The 24443-nt window shown below is 36.4% G+C and carries 29 protein-coding genes, 1 tRNA gene and 2 pseudogenes; 11 read left to right on the forward strand and 21 right to left on the reverse strand.

What is annotated here, in order from left to right; genetic code table 11:
- The first annotated feature begins 164 nt into the window (after positions 1 to 164).
- Positions 165 to 1496 (forward strand): branched-chain amino acid transport system II carrier protein, encoded by a 1332-nt coding sequence (gene brnQ / locus ACIH2S_RS10830; RefSeq protein ID WP_036953165.1) that lies wholly within the window; start codon positions 165 to 167, stop codon positions 1494 to 1496.
- Positions 1497 to 1575: 79 nt separating this feature from the next.
- On the opposite strand, the gene ACIH2S_RS10835 is transcribed toward brnQ, so the two are convergent.
- Complete coding sequence (locus ACIH2S_RS10835) at positions 1576 to 2502, reverse strand: LysR family transcriptional regulator (protein ID WP_196712399.1); 927 nt, start codon at positions 2500 to 2502, stop codon at positions 1576 to 1578.
- Between the two features lie 101 nt (positions 2503 to 2603).
- On the opposite strand from ACIH2S_RS10835, the gene ACIH2S_RS10840 reads away from it, so the two are divergent.
- Both ACIH2S_RS10840 and ACIH2S_RS10845 read left to right on the forward strand, forming a co-directional pair.
- A complete protein-coding gene (locus ACIH2S_RS10840; protein WP_036953162.1) occupies positions 2604 to 3056 on the forward strand; it encodes a DMT family transporter in 453 nt (150 codons plus the stop codon).
- 3 nt (positions 3057 to 3059) lie between these two features.
- Positions 3060 to 3524: a DMT family transporter gene (locus ACIH2S_RS10845; protein WP_036953160.1), complete on the forward strand. Its 465-nt coding sequence runs from the start codon at positions 3060 to 3062 to the stop codon at positions 3522 to 3524.
- On the opposite strand, the gene yddG is transcribed toward ACIH2S_RS10845, so the two are convergent.
- On the reverse strand, positions 3492 to 4376 hold the full coding sequence (gene yddG / locus ACIH2S_RS10850) for an aromatic amino acid DMT transporter YddG (RefSeq protein WP_036953158.1): 885 nt from the start codon (positions 4374 to 4376) through the stop codon (positions 3492 to 3494). The genes ACIH2S_RS10845 and yddG overlap by 33 nt on opposite strands.
- A 210-nt stretch (positions 4377 to 4586) precedes the next feature.
- Positions 4587 to 6044 (reverse strand): alanine/glycine:cation symporter family protein, encoded by a 1458-nt coding sequence (locus ACIH2S_RS10855; protein WP_108478021.1) that lies wholly within the window; start codon positions 6042 to 6044, stop codon positions 4587 to 4589.
- A gap of 653 nt (positions 6045 to 6697) precedes the next feature.
- Between ACIH2S_RS10855 and ACIH2S_RS10860 the strand changes: the two genes are divergently transcribed.
- Positions 6698 to 6946 carry a DinI-like family protein gene (locus tag ACIH2S_RS10860; RefSeq protein WP_108478020.1) on the forward strand — a complete coding sequence of 83 codons (249 nt, stop codon included), beginning with the start codon at positions 6698 to 6700 and terminating at the stop codon, positions 6944 to 6946.
- Between the two features lie 298 nt (positions 6947 to 7244).
- Here the strand turns inward: ACIH2S_RS10860 and ACIH2S_RS10865 are convergent, their stop codons facing one another.
- Positions 7245 to 7616: a hypothetical protein gene (locus ACIH2S_RS10865; RefSeq protein ID WP_108478019.1), complete on the reverse strand. Its 372-nt coding sequence runs from the start codon at positions 7614 to 7616 to the stop codon at positions 7245 to 7247.
- Positions 7617 to 7954: 338 nt separating this feature from the next.
- Between ACIH2S_RS10865 and ACIH2S_RS10870 the strand changes: the two genes are divergently transcribed.
- Entirely contained in the window at positions 7955 to 8302 is a 348-nt protein-coding gene (locus tag ACIH2S_RS10870; RefSeq protein ID WP_108478018.1) for a hypothetical protein, read from the forward strand.
- Between the two features lie 68 nt (positions 8303 to 8370).
- Here ACIH2S_RS10870 and ACIH2S_RS10875 read toward each other — a convergent pair whose 3' ends face one another.
- On the reverse strand, positions 8371 to 8880 hold the full coding sequence (locus ACIH2S_RS10875) for a DUF1543 domain-containing protein (protein ID WP_108478017.1): 510 nt from the start codon (positions 8878 to 8880) through the stop codon (positions 8371 to 8373).
- Between the two features lie 277 nt (positions 8881 to 9157).
- On the opposite strand from ACIH2S_RS10875, the gene ACIH2S_RS10880 reads away from it, so the two are divergent.
- Entirely contained in the window at positions 9158 to 10309 is a 1152-nt protein-coding gene (locus tag ACIH2S_RS10880; protein ID WP_108478016.1) for a pyridoxal phosphate-dependent aminotransferase, read from the forward strand.
- Between the two features lie 61 nt (positions 10310 to 10370).
- On the opposite strand, the gene ACIH2S_RS10885 is transcribed toward ACIH2S_RS10880, so the two are convergent.
- Positions 10371 to 10715, reverse strand: a complete 345-nt coding sequence (locus ACIH2S_RS10885; RefSeq protein WP_036953148.1) for a DMT family protein — start codon at positions 10713 to 10715, stop codon at positions 10371 to 10373.
- A gap of 227 nt (positions 10716 to 10942) precedes the next feature.
- Here ACIH2S_RS10885 and ACIH2S_RS10890 point away from each other — a divergent pair, with 227 nt between their 5' ends.
- Positions 10943 to 11722: a class I SAM-dependent methyltransferase gene (locus tag ACIH2S_RS10890; protein ID WP_036953147.1), complete on the forward strand. Its 780-nt coding sequence runs from the start codon at positions 10943 to 10945 to the stop codon at positions 11720 to 11722.
- Between the two features lie 59 nt (positions 11723 to 11781).
- On the opposite strand, the gene ACIH2S_RS10895 is transcribed toward ACIH2S_RS10890, so the two are convergent.
- Both ACIH2S_RS10895 and ACIH2S_RS10900 read right to left on the reverse strand, forming a co-directional pair.
- Complete coding sequence (locus ACIH2S_RS10895) at positions 11782 to 12180, reverse strand: hypothetical protein (protein ID WP_036953146.1); 399 nt, start codon at positions 12178 to 12180, stop codon at positions 11782 to 11784.
- 165 nt (positions 12181 to 12345) lie between these two features.
- On the reverse strand, positions 12346 to 12684 hold the full coding sequence (locus ACIH2S_RS10900) for a GlpM family protein (RefSeq protein ID WP_036953145.1): 339 nt from the start codon (positions 12682 to 12684) through the stop codon (positions 12346 to 12348).
- A gap of 208 nt (positions 12685 to 12892) precedes the next feature.
- Between ACIH2S_RS10900 and ACIH2S_RS10905 the strand changes: the two genes are divergently transcribed.
- Positions 12893 to 13735, forward strand: coding sequence for an MBL fold metallo-hydrolase (locus tag ACIH2S_RS10905; protein WP_036953144.1), 843 nt, complete (start codon positions 12893 to 12895; stop codon positions 13733 to 13735).
- An 82-nt stretch (positions 13736 to 13817) separates the two neighbouring features.
- On the opposite strand, the gene ACIH2S_RS10910 is transcribed toward ACIH2S_RS10905, so the two are convergent.
- Positions 13818 to 14207: a nuclear transport factor 2 family protein gene (locus ACIH2S_RS10910; protein WP_036953143.1), complete on the reverse strand. Its 390-nt coding sequence runs from the start codon at positions 14205 to 14207 to the stop codon at positions 13818 to 13820.
- A gap of 223 nt (positions 14208 to 14430) precedes the next feature.
- On the opposite strand from ACIH2S_RS10910, the gene ACIH2S_RS10915 reads away from it, so the two are divergent.
- A complete protein-coding gene (locus ACIH2S_RS10915; protein ID WP_108478015.1) occupies positions 14431 to 15000 on the forward strand; it encodes a cytochrome b/b6 domain-containing protein in 570 nt (189 codons plus the stop codon).
- 7 nt (positions 15001 to 15007) lie between these two features.
- Here ACIH2S_RS10915 and ACIH2S_RS10920 read toward each other — a convergent pair whose 3' ends face one another.
- Positions 15008 to 15766, reverse strand: a complete 759-nt coding sequence (locus ACIH2S_RS10920) for a YnfC family lipoprotein (protein WP_430247416.1) — start codon at positions 15764 to 15766, stop codon at positions 15008 to 15010.
- Positions 15767 to 16265: 499 nt separating this feature from the next.
- Here ACIH2S_RS10920 and ACIH2S_RS10925 point away from each other — a divergent pair, with 499 nt between their 5' ends.
- On the forward strand, positions 16266 to 16646 hold the full coding sequence (locus ACIH2S_RS10925; protein ID WP_430247417.1) for a DUF805 domain-containing protein: 381 nt from the start codon (positions 16266 to 16268) through the stop codon (positions 16644 to 16646).
- Positions 16647 to 16741: 95 nt separating this feature from the next.
- On the opposite strand, the gene ACIH2S_RS10930 is transcribed toward ACIH2S_RS10925, so the two are convergent.
- The 10 genes and pseudogenes from ACIH2S_RS10930 to ACIH2S_RS10975 form a co-directional block, all read right to left on the reverse strand.
- Complete coding sequence (locus tag ACIH2S_RS10930) at positions 16742 to 17500, reverse strand: YnfC family lipoprotein (protein ID WP_349487868.1); 759 nt, start codon at positions 17498 to 17500, stop codon at positions 16742 to 16744.
- 447 nt (positions 17501 to 17947) lie between these two features.
- A pseudogene (locus ACIH2S_RS10935) lies at positions 17948 to 18115 on the reverse strand (NADP-dependent isocitrate dehydrogenase); the annotation flags it as partial.
- A 341-nt stretch (positions 18116 to 18456) separates the two neighbouring features.
- The gene (locus ACIH2S_RS10940) at positions 18457 to 18936 is read right to left on the reverse strand and encodes a GNAT family N-acetyltransferase (RefSeq protein WP_430247418.1); all 480 of its coding nucleotides are present in this window, start codon (positions 18934 to 18936) and stop codon (positions 18457 to 18459) included.
- A 491-nt stretch (positions 18937 to 19427) separates the two neighbouring features.
- Positions 19428 to 19634 (reverse strand): DUF2767 family protein, encoded by a 207-nt coding sequence (locus tag ACIH2S_RS10945; RefSeq protein WP_154599179.1) that lies wholly within the window; start codon positions 19632 to 19634, stop codon positions 19428 to 19430.
- 230 nt (positions 19635 to 19864) lie between these two features.
- Positions 19865 to 20275: a phosphate-starvation-inducible protein PsiE gene (gene psiE, locus ACIH2S_RS10950; protein ID WP_154599178.1), complete on the reverse strand. Its 411-nt coding sequence runs from the start codon at positions 20273 to 20275 to the stop codon at positions 19865 to 19867.
- A 60-nt stretch (positions 20276 to 20335) separates the two neighbouring features.
- A tRNA-Asn gene (locus ACIH2S_RS10955) sits at positions 20336 to 20413 on the reverse strand.
- A gap of 144 nt (positions 20414 to 20557) precedes the next feature.
- On the reverse strand, positions 20558 to 20713 hold the full coding sequence (locus ACIH2S_RS10960; protein ID WP_154599177.1) for a hypothetical protein: 156 nt from the start codon (positions 20711 to 20713) through the stop codon (positions 20558 to 20560).
- A gap of 209 nt (positions 20714 to 20922) precedes the next feature.
- A pseudogene (locus ACIH2S_RS10965) lies at positions 20923 to 21096 on the reverse strand (hypothetical protein); the annotation flags it as partial.
- Entirely contained in the window at positions 21053 to 21265 is a 213-nt protein-coding gene (cspE, locus tag ACIH2S_RS10970) for a transcription antiterminator/RNA stability regulator CspE (RefSeq protein WP_036975560.1), read from the reverse strand. The pseudogene ACIH2S_RS10965 and the gene cspE, both read right to left, overlap by 44 nt.
- 263 nt (positions 21266 to 21528) lie before the next feature.
- Entirely contained in the window at positions 21529 to 21762 is a 234-nt protein-coding gene (locus tag ACIH2S_RS10975) for a hypothetical protein (protein WP_154599176.1), read from the reverse strand.
- Positions 21763 to 22557: 795 nt separating this feature from the next.
- On the opposite strand from ACIH2S_RS10975, the gene ACIH2S_RS10980 reads away from it, so the two are divergent.
- Positions 22558 to 22839 carry a DinI-like family protein gene (locus tag ACIH2S_RS10980; RefSeq protein ID WP_154604274.1) on the forward strand — a complete coding sequence of 94 codons (282 nt, stop codon included), beginning with the start codon at positions 22558 to 22560 and terminating at the stop codon, positions 22837 to 22839.
- 43 nt (positions 22840 to 22882) lie between these two features.
- On the opposite strand, the gene ACIH2S_RS10985 is transcribed toward ACIH2S_RS10980, so the two are convergent.
- Positions 22883 to 24313, reverse strand: a complete 1431-nt coding sequence (locus ACIH2S_RS10985; protein WP_430247420.1) for a hypothetical protein — start codon at positions 24311 to 24313, stop codon at positions 22883 to 22885.
- Positions 24314 to 24443 lie beyond the last annotated feature (130 nt).

Genomic DNA, 24443 nt, shown 5'->3' on the forward strand with positions numbered 1-24443 from the left:
GCCTAGACATCCCCATTCTGGCATATCCATCTCCTGTCTTTCTCTTAGGGCTATTTTATCCTTTACCTTACTTACTCTTCCAAATTTGATACTATCTGCCTCTTTTAAAAAATTGTCATTCATCTATAAGTACAATAAAACCCACATCACTAACAGGTAGTAAAATGTTTTCGACTAAAGATATGTTAATTCTGGGGATGATGGTATTCGCCTTATTTCTAGGCGCGGGAAATATCATCTTTCCACCGATGGCAGGCTATCAATCAGGGACAGACTGGTTTGATACCTCATTAGGTTTTCTGATCACCGGTGTTCTATTACCCTTCTTAACCTTAGTAACAGTTGCAGTAAAAGGACGTGGTGAAAAGCTTTCTGTTGATTTGCCTAAATGGGTTGCGGTCATTTTCTGGGTTGCACTCTACCTAATTGTCGGCTCCACATTTGCGATGCCAAGGGTGACGAATACCGCATTTGAAATGGGCTTTTTACCATTAGGCTTCGTTGAAAAAAGCACATTTTCTCATCTCACTTTCGCGCTCATTTTTAACTTTACCTCGATGTTCTTCATGTTGAAGCAAGGCACCATGATCAGCGCGATTGGTAAGTTTATGACTCCAGCGTTACTTGTTTTATTAGTGGTAGTGGGGATTGCCGTGGTCATTGACCCGCTTTCTGATATGAATCCCCCTGTTAAACAGTATGCAGAATTTGCCTTCTTTGGCGGCGTAATTGATGGTTACCAAACCATGGATGTACTATCTGCGATGGCGTTTGGCGGGATTGTGGCGCGTGCATTAGCTTCAAAACAGATCACTGAACCACGCCAAGTCGCAACCATCACGATTAAAGCGGGTTTAATTTCAGTGAGCTTACTCGCGGCACTGTATATCTGCCTGTTCTATTTAGGCGCGACCAGTGAACAAGTGGCGAATACAGCCACCAACGGCGGACAGATCTTCTCTCGTTACGTCGATGTCCTATTTGGTGCGGTAGGTACGTGGATCATGTGCGGAATTGTATTACTGGCAAGCATGACCACGTTAGTGGGTGTGACCAGCGCCTGTGCAGATTACTTTGCCACTTTCCATCACCGTTTAAGTTATCGCTTCTGGGTGGTTTTCTTCACGATGCTAACCACTGTCGTGTCCACGTTTGGTCTCGATACTTTATTGCGCGTCACTATTCCGGCTCTGCTGATGATTTATCCTTCATCGGTCACTATCGTCTTCCTGCAATTTGCACGCAAATTTATGGCTGCTCCTAGGGTCACTTATGGGATCACCATTGGCGTAGTTGTACTGATGAGCCTATTCGATACGCTAAATAATATGGAATTATTAAGCACAACAGTAAAAGCAAACCTAATCACCTACTTACCGCTGTTTGAGCAAGGTATGGGTTGGTTAATTCCAGGGATTATCGCGTTTATTATCTCGATGTTTATCGGCAAATTGACCGCGAAAAGCGAGCCTGTTGCTGAGCAAAACTTAGCTTAATCTTGATATTTAAAATCCGAATGTTGGCATATTGCTGACATTCGGATTTTTATTTTTTAGCGACCTTATTCCAGAAAACTCACAATAATTTCAATTCATAATTTTTCTGATAATCCCCTGAACTTCCGAGCGTTTCCTGTAAGAAATCGAGAAAAGTCGCCACCTTTTTAGGTAAAAACTTCCGGTTTGGATAGACCGCATAAATATGATGCAGCGGCAAGTGATACTCCGGTAACACCGTGACCAATCGCCCAGCGAGAATATCCGGTGCGACAATAAATTGAGGTAGCTGGCAAATACCAAGCCCCTGTAAAGCGGCTTGGTGCAATGCGAGGCTGCTATTTGCCCGAAAATTCCCCGTCGGGGTAAATCGAACTTTCTTTCCCTGATAGGTAAACAACCATGTTTGCCCTGCTTGGAAATAGCTGTATAAAAGGCAGTTATGCTCAGCGAGTTCATCAAGATTATTCGGGTTTCCATGTTCCTCAAGCCATTTCGGGGAAGCACACAAAACACTATGGCAAGGTGATAACGTTCGAGAAATTAACGAAGAATCCTGTAATTCGCCTATTCGCACTGCCATATCAAAGCCATCACCCACTAAATCCACCAGCTTATCGTCAAACACGATCTCTGCATGTAATTGTGGCCAGCGTTTCAAAAACTCGGGAAGCAGTGCGGTTAAGTGCAAATGACCAAATACCATTGGAGCGCTGATTTTTAATGTTCCATCGACCGAACCACTGTAACGAGAGAGCATTTCATTGCCCTCGTTAATCGCTTGATGGGCTTTTTTCAGGTAGGAATAGTAAAGCTCACCCGCTTCTGTCAGTTGCAGGTGGCGAGTTGAGCGTGTAATTAAACGGATCCCCGTTTGCGCTTCTAACGCTATCAACTTTTTGCTCACCGCCGATTTTGTCATATGCAGTGATTCTGCTGCTTTTGTCAGGCTGCCCTGCTCGACAATAGCGATAAAAATAGGGAGTAGCGTGTAATCAACATTCATTATTGTCAACTTAATAGAAACACAGTTTTTCCTTTATAACGGTTTTTCTCATCATCGACAATCTCTATACTTCGCAAATCATTCACCCCGAATTAATCAATATGAAAAAAGAGATTTTACTTTCGCTGATCGCCGTGTGTTCCGGTGTTTTACTCACATTGATGATCATGAGTAATAGCTATTTATCTACTTTTACCTCGCCACTACAAGCCTCTTGGTTGACTCACGGAATAGGTAGCATGGTTGCTTTGCTGATCTGGTTGATGGTCAAAGGTCGATTGGGAAAAACACAAAGAAACCACAAAATTCCCCGCTGGAGCTATCTCGGTGGGATCCCTGGTGCCTTTACAGTGTTACTCGCCGCGATCACGGTCAACAGCCCTCTTTCACTTTCAGGTTCCATTGTATTGATGCTAACAGGGCAAATAGTGGCAGGGCTACTCATTGACCATATAGGATTTTTAGGGTTAGCCAAACGAAAAGTAACGCTAAAGGATGGAATTACGGTGTTGCTACTACTGATTGGCTCAACATTCATCATTCTGGGGAAATAATCTATGTTACTGTTTTTTATTATGATCGCACTGTCTAATGGAATTTGTATTATTCTGAGCCGAAGCATTAATGGAGGGCTATCTCAAGTCACCAATGCTTTTTATGCCTCTTTAATTAATCATGTTGTGGGATTTTTATTATTAAGCATGATTATTTGGTTCGCCCAAGACTCATTTAACATTACCTTTGAAAACATTCCTCTCATTGCGTTTACAGGAGGCGTCATTGGTGCTTGCTTTGTCATCATAAACAGCTATGTTTTGCCATTACTTGGCGCCACACTAACCACTATTTTCGCTATTAGTGGTCAAGTACTTTCCAGCGTCATTATCGATGCTGTTCAACATGGCTTACCAGAACATTGGGTATTGCAGCTACTTGGTGTGATTTTTATCCTCGGCGCTATTAGTGTTCGTTACACGCCCAAACATAACTCAGCGCCTTGTCGCAATAAAACAGGTGATTGACCCTATGGTTACCATCAAGACACCTTGCCAGAACCCCAGTGTTAATGCGGTGCTCAATAACATTGAAGAAAACGCTGTAGAGATAACAGGAGTGAAATAGGACAATGTCCCGAGAAAAGCCACATTGCCTTTAATGATTGCCACTGTCCAAAGTGCATTCGCCCCGCCAGTTGCAATAGCAGTGACAAATAACAAACTGATGCTATTCACATTGATATTAAATGGTGCTGGCGTCGAAAAGATAAATAAGATCCACAATCCGACCGATGTCATGATAAAAAACAGCACCATACCATTGCAGCCATTCGACATTCGTTTCGTAATATTGCTATAGAAAGCCCACAATAATGCACCAACAAAGGCTAAGCCGTAGCTCAGTGGGTTACTTTGAATATTTGAAAGAATCGCATTCAGGGACAAAGGTTGATCCCCTGAGATAACCCACAATAAGCCTGCAAACGCTAAAATAAGCCCAATAATCAGTAATAGGCTAAAACGCTGCCGATTAAATAAAACCGCTAACGCAATTGTGAAGCTCGGCCATAAATAATTCACCATACCCAACTCAATGGCTTGCTGACGAGTATTGGCAAGCCCTAGAGCTAAAATAAAGCAAATTTCATAGCTAACAAATAAAAATGCCCCCCAGAACAAATAACGTCTAGGGAAAAGATGAATTTTCGGCAATCCCATTACAACAACCAAAACTAGGCTCCCTATCGAATAGATAAGTGCCGCACCACCAATAGGGCCAAAGTTTTCGCTCGTACTGCGAACAAGCCCTACCATCGTGCTCCACAATAATATGGACACGACCCCGTAAAATGTTGCTGCGTATCGTCCGAGTTTCATCTTCCTGATCAACACCTTATTTCATATTTATCTTGGTTATTATTTTCCTCCAAAACCTTACGCTCTAAAGACAATAAAGCAAGTTTTTTATATTTATTAACCAGAGAATGAATAATAAAAAAGGCGCTTAGAAATAAATCCAAGCGCCTTACATTTCTATTAATTTTCAACTGAGGTCAATGCAGTCAACAGCGATCAGCAGCTGCAAAATTAATGGGCTTCGTTGTTAACCCACTGCTCAACCGACTCCTTTTCCCAAATTCCTTCATTGAGCTGCTTTTTCAGCTCTGGATGATCATTAATATCAAATGTTGGAATTTTGCCCGCACCTAACTGTTGGTTGTAATCTTTCGCCAGTTTAAATGCCACACCGGACAACAAGAGGATGGCAATCAAGTTTGTAACTGCCATTAAGCCCATCGAAATATCCGCAAGTTTCCAAATCAGTGGCATTTCACCGAGCGCCCCGAACATCACCATTCCCAATGTCGCTAAGCGGAAAATAAATAGCCCTGCGGTATGATTATTTTCCAAGAATATCATATTGCTTTCTGCATAAGCATAGTTGGCAATGATGGATGTAAAGGCAAAAAAGAAAATTGCAATCGCAACGAAGATACTTCCCCAGCTGCCCACCGCAGAAGATAAAGCTAGCTGAGTCAGCTCAATACCATTGATTTTACCCACCGGACCATCTAACACGCCAGAAGCCAAAATAATAATGGCTGTAGCGCTACAGATCACTATGGTATCCATGAATACTCCCAACATTTGGACATAGCCTTGGGAGGCTGGGTGTGGTGGATAAGGTGACGCAGATGCCGCTGCATTTGGCGCAGACCCCATTCCGGCTTCATTCGAGAATAATCCCCGCTGAATGCCTTGCGTCATCGCTTGAGCGATACCATAACCAATTGCACCGCCTGCGGCTTCCTGTAAACCAAAGGCGCTACGGAAAATCAGCATAAAGACATCAGGTAAGCGCTCAATATTTTGACCGACGACCCAGAAAGCCAGTACTAAATAAGCAATAGCCATGATTGGCACAACAAATTCGGCAACTTTAGCAATTGATCTTAATCCACCAAAAATAATGATGCCACTGAGGATCACTAAGGTAATTCCAACATAGAGTGGGTTAAAATCAAATGCCACAGCAGTTGCTTGTGCAATGGAGTTCGCTTGAACTGCATTAAAAACCAAACCAAATGCAATAATTAAGAAGATGGAGAACAATACACCCATCCAGCGCTGTTTTAAGCCTTTCTCCATGTAATAAGAAGGTCCGCCGCGATAGTTACCTTGGTCATCTTTGGTTTTATAAAGCTGCGCTAATGTGCATTCAACAAATGATGTCGCCATTCCTAATAATGCAACGACCCACATCCAGAATATAGCGCCAGGGCCGCCTGCCGTAATCGCGATAGCAACACCCGTTAGATTTCCAGTACCGACTCGTGCCGCTAGGCTGGTACATAGTGCTTGGAATGAAGAAATACCTGAGCTGTCCGATTGAGTGCTATTTTTCAGTACTCCGAACATGTGACCAAAATGCCTAAACTGAATAAATTTAGATCGTATTGTAAAATATAAGCCGGCTCCCAGTAATAAATAAATTAATAACGAGCCCCAAATAAGATTGCTGATTGAGTTTATAAATTCTATCAAATTATGCTCCTTTTATTATATCCACTAATAGATGTATTAGTTGGTGAGTTATTTAGCTCCATATTATTTAAGTAATTAAACAAATAAAAATATAAACCATGATGGTTTATCATGAATAATCAATGTTATTAAACAAGACCCATGAATTATATTTTTTTTACTTTCTCTGTAAATTTTTTTCTGAACATCAGCCTATTTAATACTTAAGACAGCGAATAATCATGCAAGCCAGAGTAAAAAAGTGAAATAAAATAATTATTAAAACAAAGTGATACAACCAGATTGATTAATTTAAGAACGATCTCAATCAATTGATTAAAAACATGATAATTTTTAACCAGAATTTACTATTATAAGTAAAAAATCATTAAATTTAATTAAGTGAACGCGTATTTGGTTAAATGGTATTTAATTATTTTTTAAATTGAATAACTAATTGCTAAATTTTAATGATTACTCCTTTGAATAATCATTGATGATAAATATTAAATATAGTTTGATACGTCTTCATTGAATTATATTTTAAATCTACCACTCAAACCTATTTCAGAGTAGAATAATCGTTTTGCAATCATCATAATAAGATTATTGCTAATGTTTTATGATACCAATACACTTATCGCTAATTTGCTTTCTACATCAAAGGGTAATATATGGAAATCCACATCAAAGTTTCTGACGATTTAGTCTCAACGCTCTCTGAAAAATCCTACGACGCGTTCACAGCTGAATTGCATGCCAGAGTTTTAGAAGTATACCCAGGTAGCAACCTTTTTATTACACATGACAGTGGTGCAACCACCTTCACTACCAAAGGCTTCCATGATGATAAAGAAGCCCATATCGTTCTCCATGAACTGGTTGAAGATGTTTTCCATCATGGTCACTGGTTAAAAGCATAATACTCTAGCTCTATTTTCCAGCCTCCAGCGATAACCGCTAGGCTGGAACTCATCCCTCTCGCCCTTTCCCCTATTTCAAACCCTGATCAAGATCATAGTTAATAATGATGTTAGTCGACTTTGTATAAAAGTCCTTTTCTTTTAAGCGCTATATGGTAATGTATATAACGAATTTTCATTTACATTGCTTTTGCTAATTTATAGCAGCCAGTATTTATTACTGGCTTTTTTTATGGGAAAAATGTAGGCGAACGCCTGAATTGGATACGCAGCTATACCGTAAATACTCTAAATAGAATTACTGTGATTTTTCACACAATGACACAATAGCAGTGCGTAGTTCTGGTGTATCACTGGTGATCAATTGATGATGTTCAGAGAATTTTCCATCTTGAACACTGACGCTAGCAACAAACGGTAACTTATCACCTTGCTCACTAGTTTGATAAAAACCACAGACTCGGTAGCTTTCACCTTCTTTAAATTCGCTTTTCAGGACAATTTTGACATCCTCAAAAGTCAGAGGACTACCTGAACTTAGCTTATTCTCGATAAGCTTTTCAGCTTGCTTGGTGACATCGCTATCACCGATCGTTGTATAAAACTGATAAGCAAATGCACCTAACGCCAACAATATAACTATCAGTAGCTTGCTTTTTATACGTTTCAATCTCAAATCCTTCTCATACTACACTTATGGGCTTATCGATTATGTTAACACCTTTACCCCATCAATAATAAGTATCTCGATATTCATGCCGCACAAAAAGTTCCATTTAATTGACAAAACAAAAATAAATTTATTTTACACTTAATATTTTATAGCTTATATAATATTGAATTATTGCCATTCGAACACTACCAATATTTATTTAACAATTTTTTATCAGTATGAAGAAATAATGAATAACTGTGTTTTAAATATGAAACTTCCCTATATTTAAGTAAATAAGATTGAAATAAAAAAACACAGTGGCAAGCTGATAATAAATAAAGAGGAGAATCAAAATGAAAAATTTAAAATCACTTATTTTAGTCGGCAGCTTATTAGCGGTGAGTTTCTCTACATTTGCTTATCACGGTAATGGTTATCACCGAAATGGCAATGGAAGTTGGTGTAACGGATCCAATCAATCTCAGTATGACAGACCCTGTGATGGTACTTACCGTGGGCAATATATGGGACGCCATCAAGGAATGATGCAATACTCAACGGCTGTACAAACCACTCAGCCAGAAGAAGCGTTAAAGAAAATTACAGCGGAAGTACCAAAGGGTGAGAATAACAAGAAATATATGGTAAAAGTGGCAGTGATTGAAATTTCACCTAGCTTAGCGACACAAGACGCTCAATAAATTTCACTCTGAATCATAATAGCCAGTAATATCTTTAATAATGCTGGCTATTACGTATTAACTAAAAGTTAGCTATTTATACCTATTGGTAAATACCCTTGCCATAATGGTTGATATTTATCTCCATTCTTATTTTTATTTAGGTGAATATAATATTCACCAATTTTTTGTAGCAATAAACAATCATCAACATCTTTTAAATTATCTTTATGCTGTTGCTGACTGTTCACTAAGAGCTGGCTAATTGCTTTTTGTTTAGCTTCTTGGGCATTTTTTGCCACAAAGAGATCAAACTCATGCAGCTCCGCAAGTGTTGATGAAATATATCCACCTACATTAATAAAATAGAGTTTGTATTCACTTTCTGATGGTTCTTTGCTCAAACTGATGTCGAACCCATCTGCCCAATTGATATCTGCATACCCATCCACATGAATTTTATCTTTATCCCCAAACCAAGCATCGCGCAATAGTGGCCAAGCTTCTTCTGGTGTGTTGACTGCCGCAAACTGAATATCGTGCACCTCAATATTGGATTTTCCGGCATTACCACCAACATAAAACATAAATAGTTTCATTATTCTCTCTCTGTGATTAGTTATCGTTATGTATGATAATATACAACCATATCAATTCAATGTGCAATAATTAACACCACTCCCAAAAATTAAAACTAATCAAAATTACTATTTATAATCAAGCCATTAGAGCAGTTTAAAAATTATCTCCGTTTCAAACCAGCCTTTTGAAATATAACAAAATGAATAAAAAATCACTTTAACTATATATTTATTTACAACTGAATTATTTCTAGTAATCTAATCACACAAGATAAATATATTTCAGGGACTCATTATGGATCGTCGTTCTTTTCTAAAATCAAGCTCACTTATTGCTGGTGGCTTAGCACTAAATTCAGTTTTAAATCAAGCAAGTGCAAATACTAGCGCACTTGTTAAACCAAATGCCCAACATCCTTTATTACTCAATTTCAATGAGAACTCATTGGGAATGTCACCCAGTGCACAAAAAGCGGTTATTGAAGCTTTACCCGGTTCATTCCGTTACCCTGATGACGCACGCTCTGAGCTTATTGGTAATATTGGCACACTGCATAGCCTAGACAGCAAGAATGTGACCCTCGGAAATGGTTCGTCAGAAACCATTCAGGCGGCTGTCGCCATGCTCGCAAATAAAGCAAGAAAAGATGGCATAAAAATTCAACTTGTCACTCCAGATCCAACATTTAACTATGCTGAACTTTATGCTCTCCCACTCGGTGTAGAAATAACTAAAGTTCCCTTAAAATCGGACTTGAGTTTTGACCTGAAAAAAATGGAGCAAATCGCCAATGATTACGATGGTTTATCCATTATCTATATCTGTAATCCAAACAACCCAACGGCGATGATAACTCCGCATAGCCCACTCGATAACTGGATGAAAAAAGTTTCAGATAAACAGTTTTTTATTGTTGATGAAGCTTACGCGGAATTTGTTGAAGATCCACAGTTTGTAAGCGCAATTGAATTAGTCAAAGCAGGACAAAAAAACCTAATAGTGACACGGACTTTCTCGAAAATTTACGCATTAGCAGGCCTGCGAGTGGGGTACGGCATTGCAACCCCTGAAATCATTGAAGCGGTCGATGAGTTTATCTCGATTGATAACACCAATACTGCGGGTGCTGTCGCTGCCATTGCATCATTGAAAGATAAGAAATTCCTGGAATATAGCCTTAAATCTAACAATCTTTCACGTAAAATCGTTGAAACTGCGCTTAATGAATTAGGCTTAGAGTATGCGCCATCACAAGCTAACTTTATTTTCCACAAAGTAAAAGGTGATGTGAAAACTTATAAACAGCGTATGAAAGAGGCCAATATTATGGTTGGCAGAGAATTTCCACCTGTTATGGGTTGGAACCGCTTAACCTTAGGTACCCCGCAAGAAATGGAGCAGTTCGTTGCGGTACTTAAAGAGTTTCGTCAAAAAGGTTGGGTGTAAGTAAAAATCCCATTATTTATTAAGCATCTTCTACTTTCTATAAAGTAGAAGATGCTGTTCACTAAAAAGGACCTTTAAAAATAAAAAATGCGCCTGCAAAAATAAGAATAAAGCCAATGATATGGTTTATTGTAAAACTCTCACCTAGATAAAGCACAGAAAACCCAGCGAATACGCATAACGTAATCACTTCTTGCATCGTCTTCAATTCAGCGGCGCTGTAATATTGGTGTCCTAAGCGATTTGCAGGTACCGCAAAACAGTATTCTACAAATGCAATCAACCAACTAAAGAATATGACTATATATAATGGCTTATTCGTAAATTTTAAATGTCCATACCAAGCGAACATCATAAATACATTGGAAATAACCAATAAGATAACAGGATAGAATTTTGCTAGCATGATAAGCCAATGGCGAGTTCAAATATGCATATATTATGCGAATAACACCCCTTAATTTCAATCATCTTCCCATACTTGTTCATGATTGCTTTCACATATAACCAGCCAAATAGCTTGCATTATTTCCCAACATGGAAATTAAATGTACTTATTGGTACACTTTTTTATTTACTTTAATCTTACAGCGACTACAATGACCTCAATTAATGTATGTATAGGTACACTTTATGACGGATTTTATTACTGCAAACCAAAAGGCATGGGATAAACAAGCGGCATCTCAACAACCTTGGTCTACTCCGGTTGATAGCCAAACAATTGAAGAAGCAAAAAAAGGAAATTGGGAAATTCATCTAACGCCAACCCCATTAAATAAAGCTTGGCTTGGTGACGTAAAAGGGAAAAAAATTCTCTGTTTAGCTTCTGCTGGTGGGCAGCAAGCGCCAATATTGGCTGCTGTGGGCGCTATCGTGACAGTATTTGATTTGTCAGAAAAACAGTTAGCGCAAGATAGTATGGTGGCTAAGCGGGATAATTTAGCACTGACAACAGTTCAAGGTGATATGCGTTATCTCCCTATGTTTGAAGACAATTCATTTGATATTATTTTTCACCCAATTTCAAACTTATACATTCCCGATGTTAATCCTGTATGGCAAGAATGCTTTCGGGTACTTAAACCGCAAGGTCGATTGCTCTCAAGCTTTTTTAACCCTGTCGTATTTGTTGATGATAGAGATAAAAGTCCTACTGAAAATACAATTATTCGACCACGATATACCATGCCGTTTTCAGAATTAGATAACTTATCGCAGGAACAGGTGGCGTCAAAACAAGCAAAGCAAGAAGCGTTTGTCTTTGGTCATTCACTGACGGACTTAATTGGTGGGCAAATACAGGCGGGCTTTAACATTGCAGGTTTTCAAGAAGATTGGCAGCCAAATCCTCGTTTTGTTATCGATAATTTCTTGCCAACATTCCTAGCGACATTGGCAATAAAACCATGAAATCATAAGGCAGAGTTGATAATACAAAGATCAATCTGCCTTTTAATTATTATGATTTATTACTCTCGATTGCAATAACGTTCCCAGATAGGGTCAAATTGTTCAACAGGAACAATATCATCAACTTTTTCCACTAGTGGAATAGAAACCACTGTTTTACCTTCTTTGTTTTTATGTAAACGAACAATAAATCGTTTATATCCGTAAGGTAAACCATCTTCAAACCCAAAAACTTCACCACAATAGTAGCCAGTCTCATCGCCCTCTTCATTCTGATTCAGAACATGATATTTCACATTTTTGTATGTTGCGGCTGATGGATATACCAGAAAATCTTCAACGGCGCTTTTGACTTTACTCTCTGCGTCCATCTCTGTATCTGAAGAAACTTCTGTCATCACACCTGCTATGTAGGAACAGCCCGCGACTAATAATACTACAAGGACTCTTAGTAACATTTTTCTCTATAGAATGGCGAATTAGAACACACTAAGTATTATTATAAATCGTCTAAAAAATAATTCGAGTACAAATCTAACACAGAAATGTTGTATAAAAATTTAAGTGCTGAAAAACGCATATTTCATTCAATTTACACAATAAAGGAGTTAGAACAATAAATTTCACTGAGTAAGCTGCCAGAAATACACTAAAACAGCTGCAGCAACTATCCAAATCAACGTCGCTAAACTTAAACAAATCCACGGTGTTAATTTGGTTGCAAAGACATAAACAGTGATTAAATACATTGCATAAGGGATTAGTGACCATAAACCAAATAATGCTGTTTTTCTTAATGCCTCCGCACCTTGCTCCTGAACCACGATCACATGGGCAATTAATGCAAAAGTAGGAAACAAAGGAACCAATCCCGCAATATAATAAATTTTGCTACGCGAGAGAATCGCAATAACTAAAACAGCGAGTGCACCAAACAGGCATTTTACCAATAACGAAATCATAGCAAACTCAATAGGGTTAAGAGTATTTGTACTGATTATCACTCTAAAGCACCCACATTGACTAGTTCACTTTCATAAACAACCCTTTCCCGATCACATATTTAAACATGTGATTTTTTACACCCTATATGTTTATCGATGGTTGAATATTTTTTGCCATTATTCTGATATAACCTCTTTGTATAATGAAACAACTAAAGAGATAAAAATGACAATAAAAATTTCTGTACTCGTTGATAACAACACCCTGATTGACAGTTATTTTTGTGGCGAACCCGCAGTTTGCTACCACATTGAAGCTGACGGTAAAAAAATCCTATTTGATACTGGCTATTCCGATGTTTTCATTAACAATGCCAATATCCTCAATATCGACCTTGCTCAAATTACTGACCTCGTTTTATCCCATGGTCATAATGACCACACATGGGGAATTAATCACCTTATTCAATATTTAGATCGCCGAAATGTTGAATCCCAGCAATCCAAAAAATTGATTTATCATCCGGATGCTTTGCAACCTAAAAGTTATCACTCAAAAGTTATTGGCGCGAATACCCCTAAGAATGTTTTAACCGCCTACTTTGATACAGTTGAAACTAAAGGTTCTTACTCTGTTTCTGAGAATGTCATTTTCTTAGGTGAGATCCCACGAAATAACACGTTTGAAGGAAAAGAGCCGGTAGGTAAAACTATCGATGAACATAATAACAGTGTTGATGATTATGTACTGGATGACAGCGCCCTTGCGATTAAAACCTCCGAGGGGCTGATTGTTATTACGGGATGCTCACACTCTGGGATCTGTAACATTGTCGAGCATGCTAAGCGAGTCACTAAAATAGACAAAATTGTGACTGTCATCGGCGGATTTCATTTACAAAAAGCGTCCGATGAGCTGTTACACCAAACCAGTGAGTATTTTAAAAAACAGAATTTATTGCAGATCCACCCATGCCATTGCACGGACTTAGCTGCTAAAATTCATTTGGCAAAACACGCCCCTGTACAAGAAGTTGGAACCGGTATGCAACTCACTTACCCTGCATAAAATAACACTTAATCATGTAGCTAATTACAATAACCCCTATATTAGCTACATGGCTTCATGTTGATTGCCTTTATAAATATATTTATGTTCTAGAACCCAAATCATTATCGTGTTTTGAGCCTGATAACATTCTCGTCAGCTCTTCACATCGAATAATTTTTCCATCCATCAAATGAAAGCAAGCAAATACTTCAAATTCACTCACCGTGCCCTCTTTTTTTATTGCTTTCGCAATATGTTGCGTATGAACACAATTTTCACCTTCTGCAATTGACTTAATTTCTATCGTAATGCTCTCGGTGGCTTCTTTTAAAACCTGCATATGCGAGTAGAACTCAGAAAAATTAATCATTTTTCCGTCAACTACTTGCACATAATCCGATGAGAAGAATTGCTTAATTATAGCTAACTCTCCAATTTGTTTACCAAGAACCGCTTTTAATGCCTGCTCCACAAATACCATCTTATTCATGACTATTTCCCAATATAATATTAATTTTACATTTCTTAATGCTATATTCGGTCAAATCACATGACTTTCAATCACTCTGTCTTTTATTGGATAAAAATAATTCTTATTTACATTACGTAAATCTATTCATCTAATTCTTATCATCAAAATAAACTTATTGAATTTCATAAGTAAAAAGACTACAACATAGAGTAATAGAAAAAGAATTCTTTTAAGGAATAACATGAAACTGTTTAAATCTATTTGGCAGTTTTTTGGTGTTTATCAAACGCCCGCGATTCGCTTAACTCATTGCATGATATTTTTATTGGTCATTGGGCAAATTATCATCAGCAATTGGATGTCTGTCAGTAAAAGTGGCGTAATCCCAACAAGTGGTCTTGCGTATTATTTTACTTGGCTACACATTATCATTGGGTTTTGTTTATTATTTTTAGCGGCCATTCTCATTTTTGTCTGTCTCTCAAATCGAGGATTTAGATATTTCTATCCTTATTTATGGGGGGATCTCACTCAGATAAAAAACGATATCACAAGCTTATTTAATTTAAAGCTTCCTGACAGCTCACCTAAAGGGTTAGCAACAAGTGTCCAAGGGCTTGGACTGGGTGCATTGGCGCTAGTTATCCTTTCTGGTGTAACTTGGTTTATTTTATGGTGGCAAAACTCATCATTAGCCCCTGAGGCAAGAAATATTCATAAAACACTCACAGGACTAATCGAAGCTTATATTGTGGGACATGGTCTTATGGGCTTATTGCATTTTATCCTATGGAGAAAAACACCCCATTGACCTACAACTAATAGAATGAAGCATCCGTCGTACTATGTTTCTTCAATGTAATTTGCTTTCCATCCGAAATAAGTGTCAATACAAATTGGCACTTATGCGACACGCCCTGCTGGTTATACTCACATTGAGTATCAACAGTTAGCACAGACTGATCGAGCACTTTAACTTCTAGAATAAGATCATACGGCTTAGTTTCATCACTCGTATACCTTACGGAAATCTCTGAAAACAATTTATTATCATTGTAATAGGAAACATTGTATGAGCGATTGTTTTCATCATAGTGGAACGCACTGAGCTTAGTTTTAGGTTCCGCGACCCATGAGCTATTAATGAAACCATCGGCATTATACTGGTAGGTTAATTTACCATCGGAGTCTTTTTTAGATAAAATTAAACAATTATTTCCAATTTCCATTTCTACTGGTCCATTAGAATCTTGACCAATCAATTTATTTTTCTCACGTTTAACAGAAAGCTCATTATGTACACTATTAATATACTCATTTTTTGTACGAGTCATGCTAAAGCTTTCAATACAGCCATCCTTTGCTATTTTCAAATCTGACTCATAGTTTATAGAACCATCTTCATTATAAACGACAGATTTAACATGCTTAACATTGCCTTTTACTGGATTAAAATCATACAGTTGAGCCATATTAAAAACAACCGGGTTATATTTATCCATAGGGACTGCACCGGCCTGAAATGGTAAAAAAAATGTTGTTATGCTGGAAGCCAGTGATAAGAACTTAATATTCATGCTGTCCTCTAATTTTTATATTTATTCTGATAGTTAAATTACTATTTATTTTAATGAACTTGAAATTTTATACGTAAAAACACTACCAGAAGGATGCGCCTAATTTTACTGTGCTTACGTTTAAAGTTAAAGGTTAAAGGTTAAAGGTTAAAGGTTAGATTACCTCACTGAGCTCAAGAAATTTAGAGCTTAGATGCACTACCATACAAAGACTCTCGGTCATACTATCTTTATCTCTAACATAAAACTATTTTCATTTAAGTCATACATTTTTAAAATAAGAAAAAACCAGCACAATCTTTTAGCAAAGTGAAATAAGCTGCTAGAATTAATGTAAAGTTGCGCAAGCATGCCTGTTTTTAACAGATTATCTCATGGGAGATGGATTAATTTATTGAGAGTTATCTTACTGTTATCTTGAAATATACAGATAATGCTGATTTACACAAATTTAAGTTCTACCTATACTCACCACTCAATTTTTCGTCAAGGAATAAACATGAATTGGTATTTAGAAGTCATCAAAAATAACTATGCTAATTTCGAAGGTCGTGCTAGACGTAAAGAGTATTGGATGTTTACTCTTATTAACATGATCATCATTATGGTTCTATATGCACTGATCATTTCATCTGTTAATTACACAACAGGTGAAATGGGTGGATTAGGAATTATCGCTGGAATTTTATTAGGGATCTATGCGTTAGCCACTATCGTCCCTTCCATTGCTGTATCTGTACGTCGCTTACATGATACTGAAAAATCAGGCTGGTGGTATTTAATCTCATTTATCCCATTTGGTGCGATCGTTTTGCTCGTCTTCATGTGCTTAGAGGGTACTAAAGGCGACAACCGTTTTGGCGCAGATCCAAAAGCATAAAAATAGTGCCCCTTATTATGTAAGGGGCTTATTTAACTACCCTTTTAAATTCTCTTCAAAATATCTTTAATCTATTTGCTTCAATACATTGTCCGCTAGTAAAACACGGTTTCCGTAATACTTCTTTTCGGTAACTTTATTGTTTTTCCATTTGATACGATTGTGAGTATAAAGTTGCATTTGTGTGCAATATTTTGCTCGTCATAATCACATTTAGAGTCGACAACTAAGATTGGCAAACCAAGTGCCTTAATTTCCATTTGAAGATCAAATGGCTTAGTTATGTCTTTGCCGTAACTAATGATACTTTCAGAGAAAACAACATTATCTTTATAATATTTTATCGTCTCAGGAAGGTTATTCTCGTTATATGTGTTTTCACTGTATTGAACTTTAGGTTCTGCACTCATTGAGCCGATAATTATTCCATCATTATTGTACTGATATATTAACTTTCCATTACTATCAGTTCTTGAAATAATCAAACAATTCTCTGCCACTTCCATTTCAACAGGTCCATTTGCATCTGAACCCACTAATTTATTTTTGTCTCGTTTGATTGAAAGCCAGTTATCAATGCTATTTAAATACTCATCTTTTTTTTGTTTCATCGTGAAGCTATCAACACAACCATCACGACCAACCCTTAATGCAGACTGATAATTAATGGTTTCATCCTCATTATAAACAAAGGTATTCAGTTCTTTGATATTGCCTTTAACTGGATTAAAATCATAGAGTTGAGCAAAATTAAAAACGATCGGGTTATACTCATTTTTTTGAAATGCTGCAGATTGAAAAGAGACGGTAAATAATGCCAATTGAACAATTGAAGCTAAGTATTTGTTATTCATATAATTCTATACCTCAGAATTGCTAATTTGCTGTGTTCTAAACTTTATAACGATTCTTTTCTAATTTTTATTTACATCATTAATTTCACTACAAATAATTCCTATCATATTAACATTTATCAAACTAACTTCCAGCGCCATTTCTTTATGCAAAAATACGTACAAACACTTATTCATTAAATGTCTTCACATTGCATTAAGATAATCTTTAGATAATAGGATTCATACCTATTTGATTGTTTAGAATTCATAAAAGACTGCACTAGGCAGCTGTAAATACAAGGCTAAATACTATTAATTAATATATATTTTAACCCTTTTAAGTTTTCCAAATTTTGGTTATGCGACCTATAGTCTAATGAAATTAATTTATGCATTTTTGAGAGAAAAACCCGAAAAAAAACGGGAGTTTTTAGGCTCCCGTTATTATTCACACTACGTAATAAATTACATGTGTTTAATGATTTCGTCGCCGAATTCGCTACATTTCAGCAACTTAGCGCCATCCATTAATCGTTCAAAATCGTAGGTAACGGTCTTAGCCGCGATTGCGCCTTCCATTCCTTTAACGATTAAGTCAGCAGCTTCAATCCATCCCATGTGGCGCAGCAGTATATAGATACATTAATCATAACCATCTGATATTTATCATATTACTATAAATATTTTATCTTTTTCATGATAAAAACAGAGAGTTTTAAGTCATTGATAACATAAATGATTAATTTAGTTTTGATAACTGCTATTTCTCAAACATTGAGTGGAAATTAATCGATTTTAACACAATTAACCCATCACAATAATCGTCTTTTCTAATCGCTTAAATTATCTTTGCTTTAATTAGACAGCTAAACTCGAGTGTCTGGTTTGAACAATAAGCGGACGTTCATAATTATCCCTGTTCAGGAATGCATGGTTAGCGCGACCGCTAATGCATTTTTAGGTAACAACCTACTTTATATAGGCTCTTGCGTTGCTAATAAGCGGAACCGACGAAAACATATGCTATCAAACATCACTTCACCATCAGGTTGAAAACCCAACCGTAAAATAGTTTTAATTTTTACCCTACTCAAGGGCAGTAAAATAGTGATGCTTTCTAGTTTCATCTCACAGAAAGCACGTCTGATAATTTCGTCATAGATTATTTTACCAGCCCCCCAATAATCTGGGTGAAGCACCAGGGCAAGGTCTACATCACCGTCTTCATATTGTAATCCCCCCCACCCAGCAAAATGCTCATTAATCATAATTGCCCACGGGCCATAACCATGTTCTTTCCATTGAGCATCTTTTTGTGCCACCCATTCTATACACTTTTGGTAGTTAAAATCGGGGCTTCCCAATGGCATGTGCCGTAATACATCAGGATGGTTATTGAGCGTAATAATATTGCTAACATTGACCTCTGTTAGTCTTTTAAATTCTAAAATCAAATACAGATCCCTTATGAAAAAATGCATGAATAAAATAATTCTACTGACATTATCATAACGTTATGGTTCTAATGATACTTTCATGACCTATTCAGCAAAGAATTGGGATAGTAGAACTTATCACATCTATCAAGATAAGCTATTAGAACACTTCTGATGATATTTCTTCTAAGAAATAAATCATATTCACTGCTGCGCTCCATTACATCGGACTTTTTTAATTATTTACAGCGTCCGTTTGAATTTCCGCTCATGGCACAAAGCTGATGGAGACCAAAACTTAAAGGTTTACTCTGAATAAGTACCTTATTATAACTTTTTTAGAACAACATTATCTTGTGTTAAGGGGATCAGATATCGCTTCGCATCATTTTCCATGACGCAGCAGTATATAGCTATATTAATCATCTGATATTTATGACATTATCATTAATATTCTATCTTTTACATAGCAAAAATAGAGGTTTTTAAGTTATTGATAATATTATAAATTAATTCGTTCGTCTAGAATCCATTAAATCAATTGCAATGGCATATATGGTAATCATTTGTTTCTCTTGCTCACTTTCTTTTTGCTCTTTTAAGATCGCAGATATGCGCTCTCCAGTAATGTTATGCTTTGACTCATTTAGCAACATAACAGCCCGACCAACTACTTGGCATATTCGCATATAAATTACATCTTTATCCGTATCCATAATCACCTCTGAGTATTCTCTCAACAGTATCACTTAGTTAACGTAATTCCCAGATAAGATTTGTATAGTTTTACTATAATTAATTTTTCTGTAAAAAATTTAATGAATTCATTTAATATTTTTCATATTCAAACATTTTCTGATTTTTAGTTCATTAATTATTTTACTTGTTTAGATCAACTTTCCTACCATAGCTTATCATTAAGCTAATTATTTATTTTATAATAAAATCATTCTTTGGGCTTTAACCTATCAGCATTGGAAACATATAGAGCAAAAATAAGTACTAATATTGATACGGAGTAAATAATAAAGAGTTGTGGATCTTTATGCTCAACCACTATTAACCTAATTACTGCAGTAATTGCAATATAGATAAAATACTGTAATGGAAAATGATAGTTAGATTGAAAATATTTAATAATCAATGCAATGAACTCAAAGTATAAAAAATAAACAATAAGGCCATCTACTAATAAATAAATTGATATGGAATCATTAGCTGTAAATAATAACCCTGCTAATACAACAGTTTCTTTTATTAAAAAGGCTATTAATATAACAGCAAGTAAAAGTAATGCGGCACTACTAATCCACTGCAATATTCTACAAATCAATTTGGATTGACTTAGTCCTGACATGATACACCCACAGGATATTAATCCTTTGATATTAAATAGTAATATCATTAATTAAGGAAATGGACCACCATCGAGGCATCGAACCTCGACTCTTAGACTTAATAAGGCTAAATACTCTTCCAGTTGAGTTAATGGTGGGAAAAAATCATTTAAATAAATTAACTACATATGAAGTAATCAAAATTAATATCCCTACTAATATAATTACTACAAATATATTTCCTGAATATATAACAATACGTCGATAAAGAGGAAACCAGTTCACAGAATACACCTTATGAGTTAATTGTTAGAAAACACATACCCATTACCAAGCTTATTTAATGATGGCGTATCAAAGAAATAAATTGCACCAAGGATCGCTATAGTTAACACAGCCAAAATGAGTATGTTCTTATAAATAGTTACAACTAAACACTGAACTGTTTGCTTTTTCATTAGTATACCTTGGGTAAATATCCCTTGGATACCACATTTATTTTTAGATAAAAGCTTGCGGATGCAAGATTTGCTATTCATAGCAATGAGGTATAATTACTCCTTAACCTTAACACATCCATTTAAATAAATACGATTTAAATAAAAAAAACCTCGTTGTAACGAGGTTTTAAGTGCTATTGAAATTTTAATCAGCAAACTTTTGCTTTCATTGAGCTTTTGCAAAAAATGCATTTAGCCCCATGTGGATTATTTACTGAAATATCAAACTGTGAGGTTCTATATTGAGATCCACTACAGCAAGGACATTTAAAGTACAGATAGACTTTTATAGTGTCTTTAAAGCGCCACCACTTGTCCTGCAGCAGGACCTTTTGCACCATTTTCAATGATGAATGAAACTTGCTGACCTTCAATTAAAGATTTGAAGTTATCGCTCTGAATTGCAGAGAAATGAACAAATACATCTTTAGAGCCATCAGCTGGAGTAATGAAACCAAAACCTTTATCGTCGTTAAACCATTTTACTGAACCAGTCATTGTATTAGACATAGAATTTCCTTTAATTTTTTAAGTTTGCCATAAGGCATATTAGGTTTGTTTTTTATTTTTACTTATGGGAATTAATTAGAAGGAATTCGCAATGAAGGGTATCTTAGATAACGCTAAATGGTGAACGACTTTAAACTGACTAGCATAAATAGGCCTGTACTTCCAAACCAGTTAAACCATTAGGCCACACAAACACAATAATAGCAAATTTTATATTTCACTCCTTTTTCAGAAAAGCTTACTATTGATAGTATAAATGCAAATTAAAAAGCCATATTTAGCGATTTATTTGAATTCGTTATACCACTATTTATACAGCTAGAGCATATTTTTACAACTTCATAACCTGATTTTTTAGCCATTTTAATTGCTTGCATAGCATTTAAAAAGTTACCCAGATAAAATCTATTTACAGCTATAGGCATATTCTTACATCCAATCTTATGCATTTTATAACTACCCTGTGGTTCCATCATTGTCTGAATGTAATAGTTCATTTTTTCTCCATTAAGCTATACGAGAGGAAGCACACTAACAATCCCCATAATCGATGGTTTTAAACCTCTACACTTAGTTTTCAGAGGCTAAATACCTTTTATTTCCGTGATCTGCAGAATAGTCTTACATCCAGTATACAAGTGAAAATGCAGCTAACAGTAATACAACTATTATTAAAGCATTTCCTGTAAGTGATAAAATGTTTCGGTACAATGTAGATAAATTCATAGGTAGTCCCTTAGGAATTACTTCCCTTGGATACCGCATCTATTTGTTAGATAAAAGCTTGCGAAGGCAAGATTTGCTTTTATAGCAATGAGGCATGATTATTTAATGTACTATAACATACTATCTATACATTAACTTAATTAATAATTTTATAAATGAAAACATTTAGTTAGGAAGCATTTCATGCAAAATACTCTAATAATTAAAATGCTTACTCACTATACATACAATTGATAACAATTTTTTATTAACTTTTTACTTTTAGCTAATTTTATTTTTAGAAAGTAAATTCTATATTTATATTTTATTCATGCGCTTAATAATAACTTAACTTATTGATTCATAATTATTTAAATGGCATTAACCCTTGGTTTTATGCCATTTTCAACTATCATTTAACCTCTTGATTTAACGATATTATTTAAACGGTTTTGGGGAAGTCATTTTCTTAGCCATAAGATAAATTTTACCTTATTTCTTGATCTCCATTAATATTTTACTGTATATAATCACAGTTATTATTTAACTGTTTTTATATACAGCGCTTTATACAAGGAGAATGTACGATGGTTACTATTAAAGTTCGCTTCGCTGCAAGCATGAAAGGTAAATTACCTGTGGGGACTTTCGACGCATTGAGAAATGAGATCACAAAAAGATTGAACCCCAAATACCCTGATTTAAATATCGATATTAGTTGGGGATCTCAAGCTAATGTTTCTATTGATGGCCTTGGTAAGAACGAAAAGAAAACCTACATTGAAGAAACGCTGGAAGAAATTTGGAATGATGGAGATTGGATGCCTGAAATGAAAGAAACTGAGGAAGTAGAGTATTTCGATAAATGATTAGAGTGCGCCAACTACTCAAGCTGGCGCATTTATATTTTAATTATAGCAATGTGTCATTATCACCAAGGTCATATTGTTTACGTTCCGTAGCTTCCTGTTCTGCTCTTTCCGCTTCTTCTGCTGCTCGTTTAGCTTCTTCTTCAGCTAATCGCTCTGCTTCTAGTTTAGCAAGCCTCTCAGCTTCAGCTAGCTTCTGATTGTAGATAGAATCACTCGGCATATTCACACGAACATCAATCCAGTGGCCATTGGGAATATCGCAATAGTCATAGTCTTCACGCTCAATGTTATTCTCATCTAGAAACTCTGGATAAGTCATCAAGCGCTGGGCTTCGAGTCGCTGCGGTAGTACATGCTTTCTATAGCGGGTTTCAATGATGATGTCGCCATCCGGTAACACGTCAAAATCAGCCCATACCAATGGTAAATTGTTAATCCCATTCGGTACGACTAAACCACCGTGAATACCGCCCCAGCTAGCATCCGAGTTCATGCCGAGAGTGCCTTTGAGTTTATAGCGCCCGATGCCAAGTTTTTCGAGCTCAATTCCCTCTGATTCGTCATTGAGTTCGATATGGTCTGCGAAGACTTTGATTACTGGAGAGGCAGGTCTTAGATTTCCGTTCGCATCTTTTGTCGTGTTTGCCGTTCCGTATAAATAGGATGTTTTCCAGTTTGCTGGTACCGCACCAGATATACCTGATGTTATCTGGACTGTGCCTGATGCATGACTAACGCACATATTAAAAAATGTATCTGCTGCTTTAACCAGTAAATTTGGAGCATACTGATAAGAATACTTCATTGTCGAACCGTTTGATGTTTGGTTTCTCCAAACCGAGGTAGGTTCATCTTTGAATAATATTTCTTGTTGAGCATCAGTTAAATTTCTTGATGAGACAACACCACCAAAACCAAAATCACCGACCAGCATCATAATTTTATCTGTATTTTTTGGCAGCCTAGGAATGTTGATTTTTCCAAACCAGTCTTGACCATCACGGTATTGTAAAAATGCATCAGAGTCTTTTCCCGCAGGTGGATAAATATTAATACTATTATCATTAGTTGATACAATTCCAAGGCTAGTAGTATCTAACTTACCAGTCATTTTCCCACCGGATGTGCTCAACTTCCCATCGATCAGCTTTTTCAATGCAATGATGCTTTCAAGTCTTACCGTTTCACCCGTTGGGGTTTTTATTTCAACAATGCCGTCCTGCGTCATCCATGTATCCATGTTGCGGAGGAAATACTGGATATACTGTTGATTCGCTAGCATCTTGCGAACACCATCGCTCATGCTGTCTAGAACGAATGTGGCAATCTGATATTTCGCTGCTGCGGCTGCTACTGGCACAGGATAGGTAAGATTAATCTCAGTGTCTGAATTCACAGATAACACATTGTTAAAGTACACAACGTTATTGATAAAAATAGAGATTGGACAACCTTCGGAGATACCAGCCAAGTTATCTTTCCAGCGCGTTCCAGTACCTTTTATTTTTGTTTGTCCTGCTGTAGTTGCGATTGTGCCTGTTTGATAAATCATATTTTAACTCCAAAATTTGGACGCAAAAAAACCGCAGTTAAGCGGCTTA

The organism is Providencia lanzhouensis (genome assembly GCF_050469745.1).
Classification (GTDB): domain Bacteria; phylum Pseudomonadota; class Gammaproteobacteria; order Enterobacterales; family Enterobacteriaceae; genus Providencia; species Providencia lanzhouensis.

Excerpts from the sequence above, each read along its gene's own strand:
- brnQ (WP_036953165.1), top strand. The coding sequence starts at position 165 with ATGTTTTCGACTAAAGATATGTTAATTCTGGGGATGATGGTATTCGCC.
- ACIH2S_RS10835 (WP_196712399.1), bottom strand. The coding sequence starts at position 2,502 with ATGAATGTTGATTACACGCTACTCCCTATTTTTATCGCTATTGTCGAG.
- ACIH2S_RS10840 (WP_036953162.1), top strand. The coding sequence starts at position 2,604 with ATGAAAAAAGAGATTTTACTTTCGCTGATCGCCGTGTGTTCCGGTGTT.
- ACIH2S_RS10845 (WP_036953160.1), top strand. The coding sequence starts at position 3,060 with ATGTTACTGTTTTTTATTATGATCGCACTGTCTAATGGAATTTGTATT.
- yddG (WP_036953158.1), bottom strand. The coding sequence starts at position 4,376 with ATGAAACTCGGACGATACGCAGCAACATTTTACGGGGTCGTGTCCATA.
- ACIH2S_RS10860 (WP_108478020.1), top strand. The coding sequence starts at position 6,698 with ATGGAAATCCACATCAAAGTTTCTGACGATTTAGTCTCAACGCTCTCT.
- ACIH2S_RS10870 (WP_108478018.1), top strand. The coding sequence starts at position 7,955 with ATGAAAAATTTAAAATCACTTATTTTAGTCGGCAGCTTATTAGCGGTG.
- ACIH2S_RS10875 (WP_108478017.1), bottom strand. The coding sequence starts at position 8,880 with ATGAAACTATTTATGTTTTATGTTGGTGGTAATGCCGGAAAATCCAAT.
- ACIH2S_RS10880 (WP_108478016.1), top strand. The coding sequence starts at position 9,158 with ATGGATCGTCGTTCTTTTCTAAAATCAAGCTCACTTATTGCTGGTGGC.
- ACIH2S_RS10885 (WP_036953148.1), bottom strand. The coding sequence starts at position 10,715 with ATGCTAGCAAAATTCTATCCTGTTATCTTATTGGTTATTTCCAATGTA.
- ACIH2S_RS10890 (WP_036953147.1), top strand. The coding sequence starts at position 10,943 with ATGACGGATTTTATTACTGCAAACCAAAAGGCATGGGATAAACAAGCG.
- ACIH2S_RS10895 (WP_036953146.1), bottom strand. The coding sequence starts at position 12,180 with ATGTTACTAAGAGTCCTTGTAGTATTATTAGTCGCGGGCTGTTCCTAC.
- ACIH2S_RS10900 (WP_036953145.1), bottom strand. The coding sequence starts at position 12,684 with ATGATTTCGTTATTGGTAAAATGCCTGTTTGGTGCACTCGCTGTTTTA.
- ACIH2S_RS10905 (WP_036953144.1), top strand. The coding sequence starts at position 12,893 with ATGACAATAAAAATTTCTGTACTCGTTGATAACAACACCCTGATTGAC.
- ACIH2S_RS10910 (WP_036953143.1), bottom strand. The coding sequence starts at position 14,207 with ATGAATAAGATGGTATTTGTGGAGCAGGCATTAAAAGCGGTTCTTGGT.
- ACIH2S_RS10915 (WP_108478015.1), top strand. The coding sequence starts at position 14,431 with ATGAAACTGTTTAAATCTATTTGGCAGTTTTTTGGTGTTTATCAAACG.
- ACIH2S_RS10920 (WP_430247416.1), bottom strand. The coding sequence starts at position 15,766 with ATGAATATTAAGTTCTTATCACTGGCTTCCAGCATAACAACATTTTTT.
- ACIH2S_RS10925 (WP_430247417.1), top strand. The coding sequence starts at position 16,266 with ATGAATTGGTATTTAGAAGTCATCAAAAATAACTATGCTAATTTCGAA.
- ACIH2S_RS10930 (WP_349487868.1), bottom strand. The coding sequence starts at position 17,500 with ATGAATAACAAATACTTAGCTTCAATTGTTCAATTGGCATTATTTACC.
- ACIH2S_RS10945 (WP_154599179.1), bottom strand. The coding sequence starts at position 19,634 with ATGGATACGGATAAAGATGTAATTTATATGCGAATATGCCAAGTAGTT.
- psiE (WP_154599178.1), bottom strand. The coding sequence starts at position 20,275 with ATGTCAGGACTAAGTCAATCCAAATTGATTTGTAGAATATTGCAGTGG.
- ACIH2S_RS10960 (WP_154599177.1), bottom strand. The coding sequence starts at position 20,713 with ATGAAAAAGCAAACAGTTCAGTGTTTAGTTGTAACTATTTATAAGAAC.
- cspE (WP_036975560.1), bottom strand. The coding sequence starts at position 21,265 with ATGTCTAATACAATGACTGGTTCAGTAAAATGGTTTAACGACGATAAA.
- ACIH2S_RS10975 (WP_154599176.1), bottom strand. The coding sequence starts at position 21,762 with ATGAACTATTACATTCAGACAATGATGGAACCACAGGGTAGTTATAAA.
- ACIH2S_RS10980 (WP_154604274.1), top strand. The coding sequence starts at position 22,558 with ATGGTTACTATTAAAGTTCGCTTCGCTGCAAGCATGAAAGGTAAATTA.